Here is a 17,912-nt window from a genome sequence, read left to right as displayed (position 1 = left end):
CGGGACCTCCCCCTCTAGAAGCGATAACCCACGGCCATGCCCAACCGGTGCGTCACGCCGCCACCGCCGATGGGAATGTCCGGAGTGTAGAACAACCCGAGCGACACCCGGTCGCGCGAGCCCATGAGCACCTCCGCGCCCACCTGGGGCGAGATGCCGAAGTGCAGCTCCTCCTTGCTGCCCCGCCCGCTGCCGGACGCGTCGTCCACGTAGTCGGGCGTGTAGATGGCGCCCGCCTTCAGGCCCAGCGAGAACACCAGCGGCCAGCCCCAGCTGCGGAAGCGCGGGCCCACCATGACGTTGGTGCGGCCGCCGTCGAAGACGTAGGTGACGTTGGCGTCCAGCGCGAACCAGTCCGCGCCCCACCAGGACACCGTGGCGCCGACATAGAGCGGGGGGCCTTCGGGCGCGTCCCGGGGAGGCTCCTCGGCGTTGACGGCCGCGCCCCACTCGAGCTGGAACGACACGCCCGTGCTGCTCGAACCCGAGTAGCCGCCCTTGCCATATTCGGATTCCTCGGGCCCATCCGTGCGGCCACGTTCCTGCGCGGCCGCGGTCAACGGCGCCGCCACGGCCAGCGACAGGAGGGCTCCGCACAACCTGGAATGACGCTTCATCTCGAAGACTCCCACATGCGGTAGGTGCGAAAATTCCACTGCGTCCGACGTCCGGCCCCCGCCAATATTCAAAACACCGCTCGGGCTGGCAAGCGCACCTTGGGCCCGGGCCGTTCTCTCAGGAAGCGCGAGGCCCCGGAGGGGTGGCGTCCTGGGGAGCGTCCGGCTGGGGGTCGACCTGCACGGGGGGCGCCTGCCGGGACTCGGTGCGGGTGAAGGGCAGCCACTGGGGGTGGGCCCTGAGGAAGATGACCAGCTTCTCGCGGACCAGGGCGCGCAGCTCGAAGAGGCGGTCCGGGTTGGCGGCGCTGACGAGCGCGCGGATGGTGAGCGTGCGGTCCTGGGCCTCCAGGACGACCACCGTCTGCACGCGGCCGTCCCAGAGGGCCTTGGCCTCGTTGTCGAGGATGCGCTTGAGCTCCCCGCGCAGCGCGTCCACGTCCGTGGAGTAGTCCACCTGGAGGGTGACGGCGCCGAGCAGCTCGGGGCTGACCTTGCTCCAGTTCTGGAAGGGCTTGTCCAGGAAGTAGGTGATGGGGATGACCATGCGGCGCTGGTCCCAGACGCGCAGCACCACATACGTGAGGGTGATCTCCTCCACGGTGCCGAACTCGGTCTCCACCACCACCTGGTCGCCGATGCGCACCGGCTGGGTGATGGACAGCTGGATGCCGGCCAGCAGCGTGGCGATGGACTTCTGCGCGGCCAGACCAATCACGATGCCGGCGATACCGGCCGAGGCCAGCAGCGACACGCCGACGTTGCGCACCACCTCGAACTGCATCAGCAGCAGGGCCGCGGCCACCACGTACGTCGCCGCCTCGAAGACGGCGCGCAGCACGGCGAACTGGGTGCGCAGCGAGCGCGCCCGGGCCGGGTCGCGGCTCTCGGAGTTGACCCGGTTCTGGATGAAGTCCGCGAACACCCGCAGGAAGCGCAGGATGAACCACGCCACCGCGACGATGATGAGCGAGTAGCTCACCCGGTTGAACACCGTCTGCGTGGGGCGCGGCAGCAGCAGGAAGGACGTGCCCACCGCCAGCAGCACCGCGAAGAACGGCAGCCGCAAGGGCCCCTTCCCCGCCACCACCAGCTGGTCGTCCAGTTCGATGCTCGTCCAGCGCGCGAGCCGCAGGCCGAACGCCAGCGACACCTTCTCCAGGAGCAGCGACAGCCCCACCGACGCGAGCAGCACCACCAGGAGGCCCAGCCACTGCCACGGCTCCAGCCCCAGCACCGTGCCGGAGAAGAAGAACGGCGGCAGCCACTCCGCCACGCGGGGGCCGTACGCCTCGAAGAGGGGGTCCACCAGCCGGACGGTGGACTCACTGAAGACCCAGAGCAGCGCGCCGTCCTGCGTCACGCGCTGGAGCCGGACGCTCACGTTGGCCCCGTCCAGGGGGATGGTGCCCACCAGGTCGAAGCGGGGGTCGGCCGGGTCGCCCTCGGGGGCCTTGGAGAGCGCCGACAGGTCGATGGAGAGCTTGCGGTCCAGCACGAACTTGAGCCGGCGGGCCAGTTGGGCGCCGCGCTCGGGCTGCTGGGCCTTGGGGATGAAGTCCAGGTCCAGGTAGTGGGCCGCGGAGGCGTAGTCCCCCCGGTGCGCGGCGGACAGGAAGCCCTGCGCCGTGGCATGGGGCGTCTGGCGGTCCATCGCCGCGGAGGGTGGCGGCAGACCCGAGTTGAGCGCCTGGGCGGGCAGCGCCCCGAGGACGAGTCCCATCACGAGGAGGGCCATCCAGGCCCTTCCGTCTGTGTGCATCATGCGGCCCTCCTTACTCCTTTTCGGCCCCTTTGCCGGAAGAAGTCGGGGCCTGGCCCCCTGGCGGAGGGGCGCCGAGGGGGACGTCGGGGACACCACCCCTCTCACCCCGTGGGAAAGGCGTTGGTGCGCCGGCTGGGGGTAGGATAGAAACGGCGCCCAAGGAAGGTCGACGTGTCCGAGAAGCGAAGAATCCTCCTGATTGACGACAGCGAAATCACGCTCGCCATGGAGAAGGCCGTGCTGGAAGCGCGCGGCTACGAGGTCGTCGCCACCTCCACGCTGATGGAGTTCGAGAAGACGCTCCAGGCCTGGCGCCCGGACCTCATCCTCACGGACATCCACATGCCCGAGGCCAAGGGCACCGACATCTGTCGCACCCTGAAGAACGAGTACGGCACCCAGGACATCCCCATCGTCCTGTTCTCCAGCCTCCCGGACGTGGAGCTGTCCAAGCTGGCCGAGCAGGTGGGCGCCGACGGCTTCCTCTCCAAGGAGAACGGGCTGGAGGCCATGGGCGAGAAGATCGACGAGCTGGTGCAGAGCATCCTCTGGTGATTCGCATGCCGCGCCCCGTCCTGGTCGCCGCCCTCTGGGGCCTGGTGCTGGTGCTCGGAGGCTGCAGGCGCACGGACCCCGCTCCCCGCCCGCCCGAGACACCCGAGGCGGGCGCGTCCCCCACGGCCGCGGCCTCCTCGCCGGGCGCCATCCTCTTCGTCTCCGCGGACACGCAGGGCTACCTGGGCCCGTGTGGCTGCAGTGAGAACATGCGCGGTGGCATCGCCCGCGCGGCCTTCCAGGTGAGCGAGGCCCGCCGGGGCGCGCTGCCCGTGCACTATGTGGACGGCGGCAACAGCCTCTTCGGGGAGAAGACGCTCAAGCCCGGGCAGGTGCCGCAGGAGGAGCTGAAGGCGAAGGCGCTCGCGGACGCCATGCGGATGATGGGGCTGTCGGTGCGCGCCACCGGCCCGCTGGACGACACGCGCGGCGCGGCCTTCCGTCAGGGATTGGGGCTGCCCGAGGTGGCGGACGGCGCGGTGAAGCTCCTGCCCGCGGGTCCTCGCAAGGTGGGCGTGGTGGCGGCGGACTCGCCGGAGCAGTTGGTGGCGGCGAGCGCGAAGGCCCGCTCGGACGGCGCGGACTTCGTGCTGGGGTTGTTGGATGCGCCGTTGGAGGAGGCGCAGAAGGCGGCGGAGCTGCCGGGGCTCGCGGTGGATGTGCTGGTGGCCACCCGCTCCGCGTCCGAGCTGAGCGGCGAGCAGAACCGGCTGGTGAAGGCCACGGTCCCCGTGGTCGCGCCGCAGAGCAAGGGCCGCTCGCTGGTGCGCGTGGACCTGAGCTACGCGAAGGCGCCCGGGAGCTTCTCGCTCCAGAAGGGACAGGCCGACCTGGAGCGCGAGGTGGCCGCGCTGGAGCAGCGCACGGCGCTGTTGGACAAGGAGATCAACCTCCCGGGCATCGACCCGAAGCTCAAGGCGCTCAAGCAGGGCAAGCGCGACGAGCTGGTGGCGCGCAAGCAGGCGCTGGTGTCGGCGCCGCCCGCCGCGTCGCCCGACGTCAATGGCTTCACGGTGCGCTTCGTGCCGCTGGAGTCGGGGCTGCCGTCGCTGCCGGACGCGCAGGCGCTGGTGGCGCGCTACGACTCGGAGGTGGGCAAGCTGAACCTCGCGTGGGCGAAGGAGCACGGCCAGGACTGCCCCGCTCCCGCGAAGGGACAGGCGGGCTTCGTGGGCAACGAGCCGTGTCGCTCGTGCCACGAGGAGAGCTTCCCCGTCTGGGAGAAGTCCAAGCACCACCACGCGTGGGAGACGCTGGAGGAGGTGGGCAAGCAGCACCACCTCAACTGCGTGGGCTGTCACGTGACGGGCTGGGAGCAGCCGGGCGGTGTGTGTCGGTTGGACAAGGTGGCGGGGCGCGAGGACGTGGGCTGCGAGAGCTGCCATGGCCCTGGCTCCGTGCACTCGGAGGAGCCGAGCGCGGACAACATCATCGCGTCGCCTGGTGAAGCGCTGTGCGTCACCTGCCACAACCCGGAGAACTCGCCGCACTTCGACTTCGCGACGTACCTGCCGCGAATCCTGGGACCGGGTCACGGGAAGCCCCTGGACGCCGCGTCACCCGACAAGCCGGCGGACGAGCGGAAACCCGCGAAGCCGTAAACCCGCAGCGTTTGCCTGGCAGGCCGCACCCACGGTGGGTGCTTCATTCGGCCATACCGGGCGACTCGTTGTTTGACTGTCAAGAAAAAGGGCGAATACTTGGGGCTTCGCCTGCTTCTGGGCGCACTCTTCTTGCGACCGCATGCTGCCCTTCTGCCTCCTCGTGCTGAACCTGGCCTCGCTTCCCGCCTCGCCGGGAGTGCCGCCACCCATGCCGCCGCCTCCCGCCGGCATGCGCGTGCTCGCCGCGAGCGAGACGCCGGCGCCCGCCGCGGCTGAGCTGAAGCCCGCGCCCGCGACGGCCACCACCATCGCTCCCACCGCGCAGGCGAGCATGCCAGACAGCGGCACGGCCACGCGCCCCACCGGGCTGGCGACCGAGCCGTCGCGCGCAGGCACGGCCGATTCAGCGAAGGGCGCAAAGGTCGAGGGCGCATCGCCGTCGAGCGGCTCGCCTTCCGCGACGACGGTGGCAAAGGGCACGAAGGTTGAGAGTATCTCGCCCTCCACGGGCTCGTCTTCCGCGACGGCGGCGACGGGCACGAAGGCCGAGGGTGTCTCGCCCTCCACGGGCTCGCCTTCCGCGACGGCGGCGACGGGCACGAAAGCCGAGGTCGCCTCGCCTTCTACAGGTTCGACCTCGGCGACGACCGTGGCGAAGGGCACGAAGGTCGAGGGCGCATCGAACGTTGTCGCGCCTCCCGCCGCGGGCACCGCCGACACGGCGAAGGACGTGAAGGCCGAGGGCACCTCGGGCACGGACATGGCGAGCAAGCAGGAGCCGGTGGCTCCCGCGACCGACGCAGCGCCGGGGGATGACGAGGCCGACGAAGCGCGCGCCCTCGCAGGCGCTCCTGACGACGCGGACGAGGAGCCCGAGGCCACTCGCGAGGTCGTCGAGTCCGAGTCCGCGGAGCTGGAGGAGATGCGCGCGCTGGAGAGCGTGACGCTGGACCCCACCGCGAAGCCGAGCGCCGAGGTGATGCAGTCGCTGCGACGCCTGGGCCTCGCCAACCCGCTGCGCATGCGCATGCTGGACGCGCTCGAGGAGCCCACCTTCCGCGAGGACGACTCTCCCGAGCAGCTCCCGCTCATCACCAACCTGGCCACATTCGACGTCCGCAGCATCCAGGACCGCTACGACATCCCGGTGGAGATGCAGCCCCTGGTCGCGCAGTACATCCAGTTCTTCCAGGGGCCCGGCCGCCGCTGGTTCCGCAAGTGGATGTCCCGCTCCGCGCGCTACCTGCCGGTGATGCAGCCCATCCTCGAGAAGCACGGCATGCCGCTCGACACCGTGTACCTGGCGATGATCGAGAGCGGCTTCTCCGCGCACGCCTACTCATGGGCGCACGCCTCCGGGCCGTGGCAGTTCATCTCCAGCACGGGCAAGCAGTACGGCCTCAAGCAGGACTTCTGGGTGGACGAGCGCAGGGACCCCCTCAAGGCGACCCACGCCGCGGCCACCTATCTCAAGGACCTCTACCGGGAGCTGGGCCACTGGTATCTGGCATGGGCCGGCTACAACACGGGCTCCGGTCGCGTGCGGCGCATGATTGACCGCCACGGCACGCGCGACTTCTGGGCGCTCTCCGAGGAGAAGGGCCTGGCGAAGGAGACCAAGCACTACGTGCCCAAGCTCATCGCCGCCGCGCTCGTCGCGAAGAACCCGTCCGCGTTCGGCTTCTCCGACGAGGAGTTCGACTACGAGCAGCCCCTGGAGTTCGACGAGGTGGAGCTCACCGACGCCACGGACCTGGACGTGGTGGCCCGCGCGGCGGGCGTGAACATCCAGGACGTGCAGGACCTGAATCCGGAGCTCAAGCGCTGGTGCACGCCGCCCGCGAGCACGAAGCACCCCTACAAGCTGCGGCTGCCCAAGGGCGCGGGCCCCCGGTTCGTCGAGGGGTTCAAGCGCATCTCCCCCGCGGAGCGGCTGACCTTCCGCGTGCACAAGGTGAAGCGCGGCGACACGCTGTCGCAAATCGCGGAGCGCTACGGCACGGCCTCCGAGGCCATCCTCCAGATGAACCGGCTCAAGAGCGCGCGCACGCTGAAGCTCGGCGCGGACCTGGTCATCCCCATCCCCGCGAGCAAGGCCGCCGGAGCCTCGGGCGGCGCCATCGCGAGCAAGGTGGCCCAGGCCCGCCGCAGCGGCGTCGTGGCCCACCGCCCCGAGGACGAGGTGCCGGCCGGCACACCCAAGGGCCCCGTGGCCGCGGGCCCCGTGAAGACGGAGACGCTCAACGGCCGCACGCGCGTGACGTACGGCGTGCAGTCCGGCGACAGCCTCTGGGTCATCGCCACCAAGTTCAACGTGTCGGTGGATGACTTGAAGAAGTGGAACAACCTGCGCCGGCGCAACCCGACGCTGCAGGTCGGCTCGCTCGTGTACGTGTGGCCCCAGGGCACGGCGCAGGTGCAGGAGCGCGCGGGCACCGTCGTGGTGGCCAGGCAGGTCGCGTCGAACGCGGGCAAGCCCGTGAGCGGCGGCAAGGTGCACGCGCTGGCCGAGGGCGAGACGCTCTGGTCCGTCGCGCAGCGCTACGGCGTCAGCGTCCAGGACATCATGCGGTGGAACAACATCAAGGACCACCGCACCATCCCCACGGGCAAGGTCCTCTCGCTGAGCGCGCCGTGAGCGCCTTCTCGACAGGGGCCTTCCGGACATGATGACGCCGGGCGAGTGAATTGCATCGGGTGGGCGCATGACTTCGCCCATTTCGCGGAACGGCGCGCTCACCCACCCCTTCCCGCCCGACACCGACCCGCTCCTCGCTCCGAGCAGCCTCGGGACACACCTTTCCCGGGCCTCCGGCAACATCGTGGAGCCAGCGCCACGGCAGGTCTCCAGCATCCCGGTAACGCGACGTCCGTCCCACGGAATCGGAACGTCTCAAATCGAAGACACGTCCGTGCGGGCCGGCGGCTCGCGCGTGGACCTCACCGGGTCCACTTCACGCCAGGGCCTCCCTCCGGACCCAGTCACCCGCGCCACCCCGTGGTTGGGCGGACACGCGCACCCGGCGGCGGTCAGCGCGCCAGATGCCAACTCGCGAACAGTCGCTTCCGTCGAACCGAGGCCCACGCTCTCCGCGAGCCCGGCGGATGAGATCGCCCGCGTGGCCCCCGAGGCGACCCCGGCGATGCCGATGGCCTCCAGCATCGCAAGCGGGAAGGGCCACGTGCCACCAGAGCCGAGGCCCGTGCTCCCCCTGTCTGCGCGTCAGGATGATGCGAAAGCGCGCGCCTCGCGCGAGCTGCCCCCCGTGATGCCGATGGCCTCCAGCTTCGCAAGCGCGAAGGGCCTCGTGCCGCCCGAGCCGAGTCTCACAATCGCGCTGTCCGCGAGCCGGGGGGATGCGCAAGCTCGCGCGTCGCTGAATCTGGAGCCCACGCTCGCGCTGCCCGCGAGCCTGGCGGATGCGCAAGCCCGCGCGTCACTCGTATCCAAGGCTGGCCTCGGCGCCGTGAAGCCGGCCACCTCGTCGCGGGTTTCCCAACACGACACCACCCCGCTCGCAGGCTCGGTGAACGGCTGGGGCCTCTCCACATGGACACCCTCGCCTTCCCCGCTCGGCAACGCGCGCTTCGCCGACGTCGTACAGCTGTCGCCCGTGGCCTCGGGACAGGAGGTGCTCGGCCCGGGCTCACGCGGTGAGGGCATCCGCGCGGTGCAGGGCGCGCTGCTCGAAATGGGCTTCGCCCTGCACGGCGGCGCGGACGGACAGTTCGGTCCCCAGACGGTCCGCGCGCTGCGCAACTTCCAGGTGCACGCCAGCCGCACGCTGCCGGGCGTCAAGGTGACGGGCGCGCTGGACGCGGCCACGCTCAAGGCGCTCGACTCGCTGGCGCCCGCGCCCGGTGCCCGCGGACAATCGCGCGGGATTCCTCCCGCCATCTACGAAGGCCAGCCCGTGCGCGTCATCGTCGCGCTGCGCGAGCACCGCACCTTCCTCTACGACGCGGAAGGGCGACTGGTGGACATCTTCCCCAACGCCTCGGGCACCCAGGCCACGCCCACGCGCGCGGGCCTCAAGGTCGTCCGCTCACGTCTGGACCAGGCCGCCGCCGAGGCCGCCGGGGCTCGCCTCTGGAACGACAAGCACGTCTTCGGCACGCGCATCCTCGACCTGTCGTGGGCGGACGGACGCCACTCCGCCGAGGAGCTGCATGGCACCAACGCCCCCGCCCTGCTCGGCATGGACGTGTCCCATGGCTGCATCCGTCACTCGAACGAGGCCATCATCGTGCTCCACGACGCGCTGTCCGCGGGGGACCGCGTGGCCATCGTGGAGCACGTGAACGACCCGCACCTGGGCGCAGCAGCCCCGGTGCCGGTCTCCTGACCGACGAGCCGCTTACCCCTCCTCGAGCAGCGCCTTGAGCTCCCGCACCCGACGGGTGATGAGGTCGCGGTCCACCGTGCGGTAGACCTCCGGGAGCAGCTCGCGGCTGGTGCACTCCTGCACCGCCACCAGGTTCTGCAGCTCGATTTCCAGCGGGTAGCTGGGCGGCACGAAGTCCGCGAGCACCGCGACCAGGTCCTCCTTGGACACGGCCTCGCGCCCCTCGGCCAGCGCGCGGAACTTCGAGCGCACCATGACGGCCTCGATGTCCGCGCCGCTGAAGGCGCGCACGCCCTCCGGAATCAGCTTGGAGTAGGACTCGATGCCCTCCACGGACACGCCCGTCTTCTTGGACATGGCCTGGAACAGCTCGTCGCGCTCCGCGTCCGTCTGCGGATAGAAGAGCGCCAGGTGCTCCTCGGCGCGCCCCTGCCGCTTCAGGTCGATGGGCAGCAGGTCCGGCCGCGCCGTCATCAGGAACCAGACGATTTTTCCGCGGTACTGCGTGTTGCCCATGAAGGAGGCAATCGAGCCGAACACGCGGCTGCTCGTCCCCGAGTCCCCGCCCGAGTCGCGGTTGCCCAGGAACGTGTCCGCCTCGTCGATCATCACCGCCACCGGCCACAGGGCCTTGAGCAGGTTGAAGATCTTCTCCAGGTTGGCCTCGGTGACGCCCTGCCACTGGCTGCGGAAGTTCAGGAACTTCACCACCGGGATGCCAATCTCCCCGGCGAAGCAGCTCACCATGAACGTCTTGCCCGTGCCCACGGGGCCCGACAAGAGGTAGCCCATGGGCATGACCTCCAGGCGCCCCTTCTTCAGCGCGGAGGCGGCCTGCCGCAGCATCTGCTTCGCCTTGGCGTGACCCGCCACCGCGTCCAGGGTGTGCGCCGGCTCGATGAACTCCAGCAGGCCGTGGCACTCCGCCTGGATGATCTCCTTCTTCTTCTCCTTGAGGAGCTCCGCGGTGATGCGCACCTCGCGCTCCAGCGCCTCGGTGAGCACCCGGTCCAGGTTGATGCGCGACAGACCCGCCGTCATCTTCGCCAGGCCCGCGAGCGGCACGTCGGACAGCGACTGCAGCCGCTTGCCCTCCAGCTTGTAGCGCACGTACTCCAGCCGCTCCTCCTCGGTGGGCAGCGGCAATTCAATCGGCGCGACGTACGGGTTGCGGGAGATGCGCGGCGCGATGTCCGCCAGGTTCTCCGCCAGCAGCACCACGGACACGTCACCCGCGAGGAACTGCGGGTCGTGCGCCCACTTGTCCAGCGTGGCCAGCACGAAGCGGTCCTCGGAGGACAGGTGCGAAATCTCGCCGCCCGGCACCAGCGTCTCCGCGAAGTCGATGATGAGCGCCAGCGAGCGCCCCTCGCTCAGCCGCATCCGCAGGAAGTTCTCCAGAATCTGGAGCGCCCGGCCCGGGTCTCTCGGCATGACCTTGGCGTAGTCGGTGCCGTACATCGCGTCGTACCCGGACATCGTCCGCGCCAGGTCCTTCTGCGTCTCCGGCGTGGCCGAGCGGATGCCCGACGAGCGATCATAGAAGAGGACGTGGTCCCGTCCACCGAAGAGCTCCTCGGAGAGGAACGTCTTGAGCGTGCCGAAGCCCAGCGAGTCGTCCTCCATCTTGAGCGGCTGCAGGTCCCTCACCGCTCCGTAGAGCAGGAAGGTGCTCACCGTCTTCGTGTAGTACTTGCGCGCAAGCTGCTGCGCCCAGCGGGGGAGGTCCGCCAGCGGATCTTCCTTGTGGACCTTGCGTACCTTGCTCACGGACACACGCCTCCTGTCACTCCCCACGAGAAGGGAGTCGACACACCCGCTTCCCACGAAGGGAAGCGGGGCTCGATTTCATGGAATCTAACGGCAGCGCGGCTGGCGCTTGAGCGAAACCGTCGTCGTGGCGATGGATTCTCCGGCCAGGGGCGCCGGGACCTCCACCTCCGCGTCGTTGTGGCAGCGCAGCTTCAGGGTGAGCTGGCGCTCGTTCGGCGACACCTGCACCGTGGTGGGCGTCGCCCCCAGCTCCCGGCTGCCCGCGAAGATGACCGCGCCTGCCGGCTTGGAGTCGATGCGCACCGACAGCTTGGACACCACCGGCTCCAGCTTCACCGCCACCTCGGTCGGCCCCTCACCGGACGCCGACACGCGCTTGGACGCGGCCTTGTGCTGGGGGGCGCTCACCTCCACCACCCACGGGTCCGCGCCCACCGGAACGCCCTTGATGAACGCATCCGTCTGGCCCTGCTCGCGCACCACCTTGCCGTCCACCTTCACCTGGGCGTCGGCCGGCTGGGTGACGAGCACCAGCGACGCGGTGCGCACCAGGCTCTCCAGCACCACCTCCACCGGGATGACTTCCTTGCCGCTCTTGACCTCGAGCGTGCGGACGAAGGTCTTGTAGCCCTCCGCGCTGACCGTCACCATCACCTGGCCGGCCGTCACCTCGCGCAGCACCGACGTCCCCGGGCCCTCCACCGCGATGGGCTGGGTGTCCAGCAGCACCTGCACGCGGCCGCGCACCTCCGACGGAACGCGCTGCAGGTCCAGCATCACGTAGCCCTGTCCCGGACGGGACAGCGCCCAGCCAAGTCCACCGAGCACCACCAGGGCCACGAGGCTGCACACGGCGTACAGCACCCGCTTGTCCAGGCCCCGTCGGCCGAGCGCAGGCACCGCCGTCGTCGAGCGCTCCTCCTCCTCTTCCTCCTCGTGCGCCACCGGGCGCGGAGGCGGCTTGGCCACCGGAGCGCCCGCGCCGAGCATCGGCGGCGGCGAGGGAGGACGCGAGCCTCCCTGGAGCCCCTCCGTCAGCGCCTGGCGGGAAATCCCCTGCGACACGTCGGGCGGGAGCGCCGAGCGCGAGATGCCCTGCGACACGTCGGGAGGCGTCTCGCGCACGATGCGCGGCAGCGACTCTCCCCCACCCCGGCTGCCGCGGGGCGCCGACGCGGCGACTTCGGGCGGCACCAGCGTGGGCACCGTCGTCGAGGGCCGCACCACCGGCGGTCCGGACGGCGACAACACCGGCATGGACGCCTGGGACAGGCGCGGAGGCTGCGGCTGGGGCGGCGCCACCGGCAGGACGGCCGTCTTGCCCGTGGTGGGCTCGTCCTCATCCTCCTCCTGGGCGCGCGTCTCCAGCGGGGTGACGGTGCGGCCCACGTTGGCGCCCGGCTGCGTGGTGGGCTCCGGGCTGTCCTCGAAGACATGGTCGCTGGAGACGAGCTGCGTGGCCTGGACCTCGTCCTCCTTCGGCGCGGGCGCGGCGGTGGCCGCCGTCAGCTTGGGCAGCGCGGCCAGCGTGGGCGAGCGGCGCACGCCTCCGGGCGACACGGCGCCCATGGTCGCGGTGGACCGGGGCTGCGGGGCCACCGGCTGCACCACGGGCACGGCCACGGGCGGAGGCGCCGCGACGGGCTGTGGCGCGGCGGCCTGGGAGGGCATGCTGCTGAAGCCGGCCGCGTCCAGCGCCGCGAGCATGCCCTCGGGGGGACGGATGTCGGCGTAGTCGGACAGGCGCTGCTTCTCGCGCTCCACTTCCTCCGCGAAGGTGGACTTCATGTACTGCATGAGGTCCTTGCGGCCGAAGATGGTCTCGCTGGTGATGAGGAAGCGCTGCAGGTCGTCGCCCAGCTCGCTGGCGTACTGGTAGCGCTCGTCCACGTCCTTGGCGAGCGCGCGCATCACAATCTTCTCGAGCGTCTCCGGGATGCGCCGGTTGTACGTGGACGGCGCGGGGACCTCCGCCTTGCGCACCTTCTCCAGCACGCTGAAGTCGCTGTCACCCACGAAGAGGCGCTCGCCCGTAAGCATCTCGTAGAGGCACACGCCGATGGCGAACACGTCCGAGCGGCGGTCCAACGGCAGGCCGCGGATCTGCTCCGGGCTCATGTAGCCGAACTTGCCCTTGAGGATGCCGGCCTGCGTCTTGGTCGCCTTGCCCGCGGCCTTGGCGATGCCGAAGTCGATGACCTTGACCTCGCCCTCGAAGGACAACAGGACGTTCTGCGGCGAGATGTCGCGGTGGACGATGTTCATGTCCCGCCCCATCCCGTCCTTCTTCCGGTGGGCGTAGTCCAGGCCCTCGCACATCTTGGAGATGCAGAACGCCACCAGCGGCACCGGCGCCGGCTCCCCCTTCTTCCGGCAGCGGTCGAAGATGGCCCGCATGTCCTTGCCGGGGATGTACTCCATCGAGATGAAGTAGCTGCTGGCGATCTGCCCCAGCTCGTAGATCTGGGCGATGTTGGCGTGGCTCAGCTGGACGCTGATCTTCGCCTCATCGATGAACATCGAGATGAACTCTTCGTCCTCCGCGATGTTCGGCAGGATGCGCTTGATGGCCACGAGCCGCTCGAAGCCGCTCGCGCCGAACTGCTTGCCACGCCACACCTCCGCCATGCCGCCAATGTTGATGCGGTCCAGAAGGAGGTACTTCCCAAATGGAATGGGCTGCCGCTTCGGTTGAGAGGTCGTCACGTGGGGGAGGGTCCGTTCAACGCGAGCCTAGCGATCGCCCGTCCGCAGGGTCAACCACACGGCACCTCCCCACGCGCCCTCCAGGCGAGCAGGCAACAGGCGCGTAGCGGCGCGTTTTTCTCAAGGTTGGAGACTGGAGGTGCTCCCCGCGTCCGCGGCGACATCCGTGGAGGGGGCCTGGGCGTCGCGGAAGGCGGTGCCCGGCTCGGGGGCCTCCTCGCCCAGGGCGGGCTGCACGAGCAGGAAGCGCGTCTGGCCCCCGACGGAGAGCACCTCGGGAGGACCGAAGCGCGTCTCCGCGGCCAGGCCCACCAGCGTCACCCACGCGCCCTTGCGCTCGGGGGCCACGCAGTACAGGAGCGTGCCAGGGCGCACCCCTGGGGCTTCTCGTACCGGGCCCTCGCAGTCCTTTCGGACCTGGAGGGTGTACCCGGGGAGCTGCTCCCCCCGCACCAGGTAGGGCGGGCGGCCGAGCTGCTCCAGGAAGGTCTGGAGCACGCGGGGGTCCTCCACGACGGCGTCCTGGGTGGACTGCTCCTGGGCCAGCTTCTGGAAGCGCTGCAGGGCCATGGAGGCCGCGTCCGTGGGCTCGATGGGGATGCGGCTCTCGGCGAGCATCAGGTCGAAGAAGAGCGCGCCCACCAGGAGGATGGGCAGCAGGCGGTAGCCCTTGAAGTCGTCGGCCCTGCCCCGCGCGAGCCCGCCGAAGAGGGCCACGCCCACGGCGAGGGCCGCCAGCCCGAGCACCACCGCGGGCCTTACCGGCGAGGGCAGCTCGATGAGGGCGGACACGTCCGCGCTCCGGGCCCGCACGGCGTCGGCGAGGTCTCCTCCGTAGATCCAACCGAGTGCGGCCAGGCTGAGCAGGTTGCCCAACAGCGTCTTACGGGAGGGAAGCGTCATCCTGCGAGCGTCCGTGCGGGGTCGGTGGCGGCGGCGCGGCGACTGGGGAAGTAGGCCCCCGCCAACGCGGCCAGGAGTCCCAGTACCACACCCCCGAGCACCACGGGCCAGGGGAAGGAGAAGAAGCTGTCCGGCTTGTACGGGAAGTTGGGCAGGTAGCTGGCGGCGAGCCGGTTGACGGCGAGGGACGCGGCGAGCGCCACCCCGGTGCCGATGGCGCCCCCGGCCAGCCCCACCACGGCGGCCTCGGCCAGCACGATGGCCCGGATGTCCGAGCGCGACGCGCCCACCGCCTGCATCACGCCAATCTCCTTGGCGCGAGCGCGCACCGAGGCCGACAGCGCGTGGGCGATGTTCACCGCCGCCAGGAAGCAGATGAGGATGGACAGGAGCGCCAGCGCGGACGTGGTGAGCGCCACCGCGGCGCCGGTGTTCTCCGCCATGCGCCGCTCCTGGTCATCGATTTCCAGCCCCATCCCCTTCACCGCGTCCACCAGCGCGGGCACGTGGGACGGGTCCTTGGCCACCAGCGTCACGCCCGAGTAGCTGTCCGCGTCCACGCCCGCCGCGCGGTTGAGGCGCACCGCCGTCTCCAGCGGGATGGTGATGCCGGCGAACATGGCGCGGTCGGACGCGCCCACCACCTGCGTCTGCGCGGACGTGGTGGGGCCGGTGGCGGACTGGGACACGTAGGAGCGGTTGAACTCCACCGGGAAGCCGAAGCCGACAATCATGTTCGCGGACAGCTGCGGCAGCTTGCGCGCGGGGGCGAAGGTCTTGTTGTACAGCTCCAACAGGCGCGTGGACACGAGCGCGGGGATGGGCTGGCCCTCGCCGGGGTCCTTGAACTCGCCCAACTGCACGTCGCCCTTCACGAGCGCCGGCTCCACGCCCATGGCCAGCACCTCCATGCCCATGCGCAGCTTCGTGCCGAAGAAGACGCCGTCGTAGCGCGTCACCGCCGGCACGCGCACGTTCATCTTCCGGTACGCGGACTCCACGCCGGGCAGCGCGGTGAGCCGCTCCACCGCCTCCCGGTCCAGCTTGCCGCCGCCGAGCAGCGAGCCCAGCGACACCGACGAGGGCACCACGTCCACCAGCCGCGCGTCGGTGGGGAAGATCTTCTCGCGGATGACCGCGCCCACGCCCAGGCCCAGGCCGATGAAGAACACGAGCGTGCCCACGCCCATGGCCACGCCGAAGGCGGAGAAGAACGCGCCCCGGCGCTCGCGCGCGAGGCTCAGCCGGACCAGTCGCGACAGCGCATCCAACCTCACGGGACACCTCCCGAGGCCACCTGGGACGTGGCGCGCTCCTCCACGAGCTTGCCCTCCTTGAGCCGCAGCACGCGCCGGGCGGCCGCGCTCATCCGGTCCTCGTGGGTGACGGCCAGCACGGTGAGCCCCTCCTTGTGCAGCTCGCGGAACAACTGGATGACGCCGTCACCGGTGGCCGCGTCCAGGTTGCCCGTGGGCTCGTCGCACAACAGCAGCTTCGGGCCGCCGTAGAGCGCCCGGGCGATGGCCACGCGCTGACGCTCGCCGCCGGACAGGCGCACCGGCGCGCGGTCCTTCTTCGCGCCCAGGCCCACGCGCTCCAGCAGCGCCTCCGCGCGCTTGACGGCCTCGGGCGTGCGGGGACCGAAGTACGAGGGGAGCAGCACGTTCTCCAGCGCGGAGAGGTTGGGGATGAGGTGGAAGGACTGGAAGACGAAGCCCACGTGCGTGTTGCGGAAGCGCGCGAGCGCGGCGTCCTTCAATCCGCTGAGCGTCACGCCGCCCACCTTCACCTCGCCCCGGTAGTCGATGTCCAGCCCCCCCAACAGGTGCAGCAGCGTGGACTTGCCGCTGCCGGACGGGCCCACCACCGCGACGAAGTCCCCGTCGTCCACGTGGAGGGACATCCCGTCGAGCACCCGCACCCGGGTGCCATCGCCATCGAGGTATTCCTTGGTGACGTCTCGGGCTTGAATCACGGAGTGGCCGGCTGGGTCGTGGTGGAGGACGGAGCCGTCGGCGTGAGGCGCAGGGACAGCTCGGCCTGGAGCGCGCGATCCTTGCGCGACACGGCCAGCGTCACCGCGCGCAAATCGTCGGTGGCCTCCAGCCAGCGCACGGTGGTGGCCTTGATGGCGAAGCCGCCGATGCCCCATGCCTCCGAGGGAAGGTTCTTCACCGAGTCCGACAGGCGCCGCAAGTCGAGCACCGCGCTGAAGGCGGCGTCCTTGCCCACGTCCTTCAGGTCCGCGGCCACCTGGCCCTCCGCGGCCTTCTGGGTGAGCGCGGCGAGCGAGGCCTCCAGCTGCGACTGGGGCGAGGCCACCAGGAGCTTGCCGTTGGGCGCGAGCGCGAAGTGAGCGCCCTCCCCCGCTCGGTAGGACGTGAGGTAGACGCGCTGGCCCTTGAGGTCCGCGGCCTCCACCTTGGCGCCGAAGTCGGTGGCGAGCTGGGGCAGCTTCTCCAGCAGGCCCTTCGTACGCTCCGGGTTCTCCAGGTCCGACAGGGCGACGAGGTTCACGAAGCGGAACGGGTTGGTGCGGCGCAGGTCCAGCGCGGGCATGCCCGAGCCCAGCTGCACCTTGGGCGACAGGGAGATGCCCAGCACCGTGCCCGGCTTGAAGTTGTCGAGCACCTCCGCCTTCACGTCGAGCCCGCTCTTCTGCACCGCGCGCGTCAGGTAGTCGCCGACGAGGTAGGGCCACACGCCGTCCAGGTGCGACGGGTCTCCCTGGAAGCGCGCGACGAGGAAGCTGTCCTGGGGCAAAAAGCCGCGCAGGTCCACGGCGTCCTTCACCGGGTCCAGCGCGGCGAGCGACGGCTTGGTGTCGGGCCACGGCGCGTCGGCGTGCACGGTGAGGGCGCGCTCCTCGACGAGGCCGGTGAGCGTGAGGCCCTGCACCGTGCCGGCGGGCACCAGCAGGCCCGCGCCGCCGGGGAGGTACACGTGGAAGTCGCGCTTGGAGGGCAGCCGCGCGAGGGACGCGGTGAGGACGGGCTCCTTCGTGAGCGACTTGTCCTCGGGCTGCGTGGCCAGGGGCCGCAGCGATGCGACGGACGGGCCCACGCCGAGGAGGGCGAACTGGCCGCCGTCGATGAAGAACAGGCCCAGCGCGGCGGTGGTGGAGCCGGGGCGGCTGAAGGTGACGAGCTTGCCGCCCGCGCCGCCTTCCTCCTTCCGCTCGGAGGCGCCCAGGCGGGTGCGCGCGAAGCCGGCGAAGGTCTCCTCGAGCTTCTGCGCGTCCTTGACGCCGACGACGGAGACGGCGCGGCTCTCACCGAGGAAGGCCGCGCCGGCGCCCTTCTCCGGAGCGAGTCCGGCGGCCTCCAGGGCCTGGCGGCTGCGCAGGTCCACGCCCATCTGGCGCATCACCGCGTTCACATAGCCCTCCGCGGAGGAGAAGCTCTGCAGCTGCGCGGCGAAGGAGGCGACCTTCAGGTGCTGGAAGCGCGCGAGCTTCTCTCCGAGCGCGCCGAGGTCGTGGATGACGACGGACGCCTGCGCGTCGCGTGGCAGGTAGCGCGCCGGGCCGGAGGCACTCGGGGCGACGGGGCCCTGGTCCTTGCCACAGCGCGAGCAGCCCGCGACGGCGAGCAGGAGGAGGAGGGTCGGAAACCAGGCTCGGCGGAACATGACGGCAGGACAG

13 protein-coding genes are annotated in these 17,912 nt (G+C 70.6%); 4 read left to right on the top strand and 9 right to left on the bottom strand.

Going from position 1 to position 17,912, the window contains the following annotated elements; translation table 11 throughout:
• Nucleotides 1–14: 14 nt before the first annotated feature.
• Entirely contained in the window at nt 15–617 is a 603-nt protein-coding gene (locus tag OWM54_RS31435; RefSeq protein WP_223781794.1) for a hypothetical protein, read from the bottom strand.
• Nucleotides 618–735: 118 nt separating this feature from the next.
• The gene (locus OWM54_RS31430; RefSeq protein WP_267699864.1) at nt 736–2,382 is read right to left on the bottom strand and encodes a mechanosensitive ion channel family protein; all 1,647 of its coding nucleotides are present in this window, start codon (nt 2,380–2,382) and stop codon (nt 736–738) included.
• 171 nt (nt 2,383–2,553) lie between these two features.
• Between OWM54_RS31430 and OWM54_RS31425 the strand changes: the two genes are divergently transcribed.
• Nucleotides 2,554–2,937, top strand: a complete 384-nt coding sequence (locus OWM54_RS31425) for a response regulator (protein WP_141332373.1) — start codon at nt 2,554–2,556, stop codon at nt 2,935–2,937.
• Between the two features lie 5 nt (nt 2,938–2,942).
• On the top strand, nt 2,943–4,538 hold the full coding sequence (locus OWM54_RS31420; protein WP_267699863.1) for a multiheme c-type cytochrome: 1,596 nt from the start codon (nt 2,943–2,945) through the stop codon (nt 4,536–4,538).
• On the opposite strand, the gene OWM54_RS31415 is transcribed toward OWM54_RS31420, so the two are convergent.
• Complete coding sequence (locus tag OWM54_RS31415) at nt 4,494–5,204, bottom strand: hypothetical protein (RefSeq protein WP_267699862.1); 711 nt, start codon at nt 5,202–5,204, stop codon at nt 4,494–4,496. The two genes, OWM54_RS31420 and OWM54_RS31415, sit on opposite strands and share 45 nt — an antisense overlap.
• A gap of 97 nt (nt 5,205–5,301) precedes the next feature.
• On the opposite strand from OWM54_RS31415, the gene OWM54_RS31410 reads away from it, so the two are divergent.
• A complete protein-coding gene (locus OWM54_RS31410; protein WP_420715388.1) occupies nt 5,302–7,179 on the top strand; it encodes a LysM peptidoglycan-binding domain-containing protein in 1,878 nt (625 codons plus the stop codon).
• Between the two features lie 565 nt (nt 7,180–7,744).
• Entirely contained in the window at nt 7,745–8,887 is a 1,143-nt protein-coding gene (locus tag OWM54_RS31405) for a L,D-transpeptidase family protein (protein WP_267699860.1), read from the top strand.
• A gap of 12 nt (nt 8,888–8,899) precedes the next feature.
• Here OWM54_RS31405 and OWM54_RS31400 read toward each other — a convergent pair whose 3' ends face one another.
• The 6 genes from OWM54_RS31400 to OWM54_RS31375 all read right to left on the bottom strand — a co-directional run bounded on the left by OWM54_RS31400 (nt 8,900) and on the right by OWM54_RS31375 (nt 17,899).
• Nucleotides 8,900–10,657, bottom strand: coding sequence for an ATP-binding protein (locus OWM54_RS31400; protein ID WP_223781790.1), 1,758 nt, complete (start codon nt 10,655–10,657; stop codon nt 8,900–8,902).
• An 87-nt stretch (nt 10,658–10,744) separates the two neighbouring features.
• The gene (locus OWM54_RS31395) at nt 10,745–13,366 is read right to left on the bottom strand and encodes a serine/threonine protein kinase (RefSeq protein WP_267699859.1); all 2,622 of its coding nucleotides are present in this window, start codon (nt 13,364–13,366) and stop codon (nt 10,745–10,747) included.
• Nucleotides 13,367–13,486: 120 nt separating this feature from the next.
• A complete protein-coding gene (locus OWM54_RS31390) occupies nt 13,487–14,269 on the bottom strand; it encodes a hypothetical protein (RefSeq protein ID WP_223748196.1) in 783 nt (260 codons plus the stop codon).
• Nucleotides 14,266–15,546 carry an ABC transporter permease gene (locus tag OWM54_RS31385; protein ID WP_267699858.1) on the bottom strand — a complete coding sequence of 427 codons (1,281 nt, stop codon included), beginning with the start codon at nt 15,544–15,546 and terminating at the stop codon, nt 14,266–14,268. Before OWM54_RS31385 ends, OWM54_RS31390 begins: the two co-directional genes overlap by 4 nt.
• Complete coding sequence (locus OWM54_RS31380) at nt 15,543–16,244, bottom strand: ABC transporter ATP-binding protein (protein ID WP_267699857.1); 702 nt, start codon at nt 16,242–16,244, stop codon at nt 15,543–15,545. Before OWM54_RS31380 ends, OWM54_RS31385 begins: the two co-directional genes overlap by 4 nt.
• The gene (locus OWM54_RS31375) at nt 16,241–17,899 is read right to left on the bottom strand and encodes a hypothetical protein (protein WP_267699856.1); all 1,659 of its coding nucleotides are present in this window, start codon (nt 17,897–17,899) and stop codon (nt 16,241–16,243) included. The genes OWM54_RS31380 and OWM54_RS31375 overlap by 4 nt, the downstream gene beginning before the upstream one ends.
• Nucleotides 17,900–17,912 lie beyond the last annotated feature (13 nt).

This window comes from Myxococcus sp. MISCRS1 (genome assembly GCF_026626605.1).
GTDB lineage: Bacteria > Myxococcota > Myxococcia > Myxococcales > Myxococcaceae > Myxococcus > Myxococcus fulvus.
This window is presented reverse-complemented; position numbering and strand designations above follow the sequence as displayed.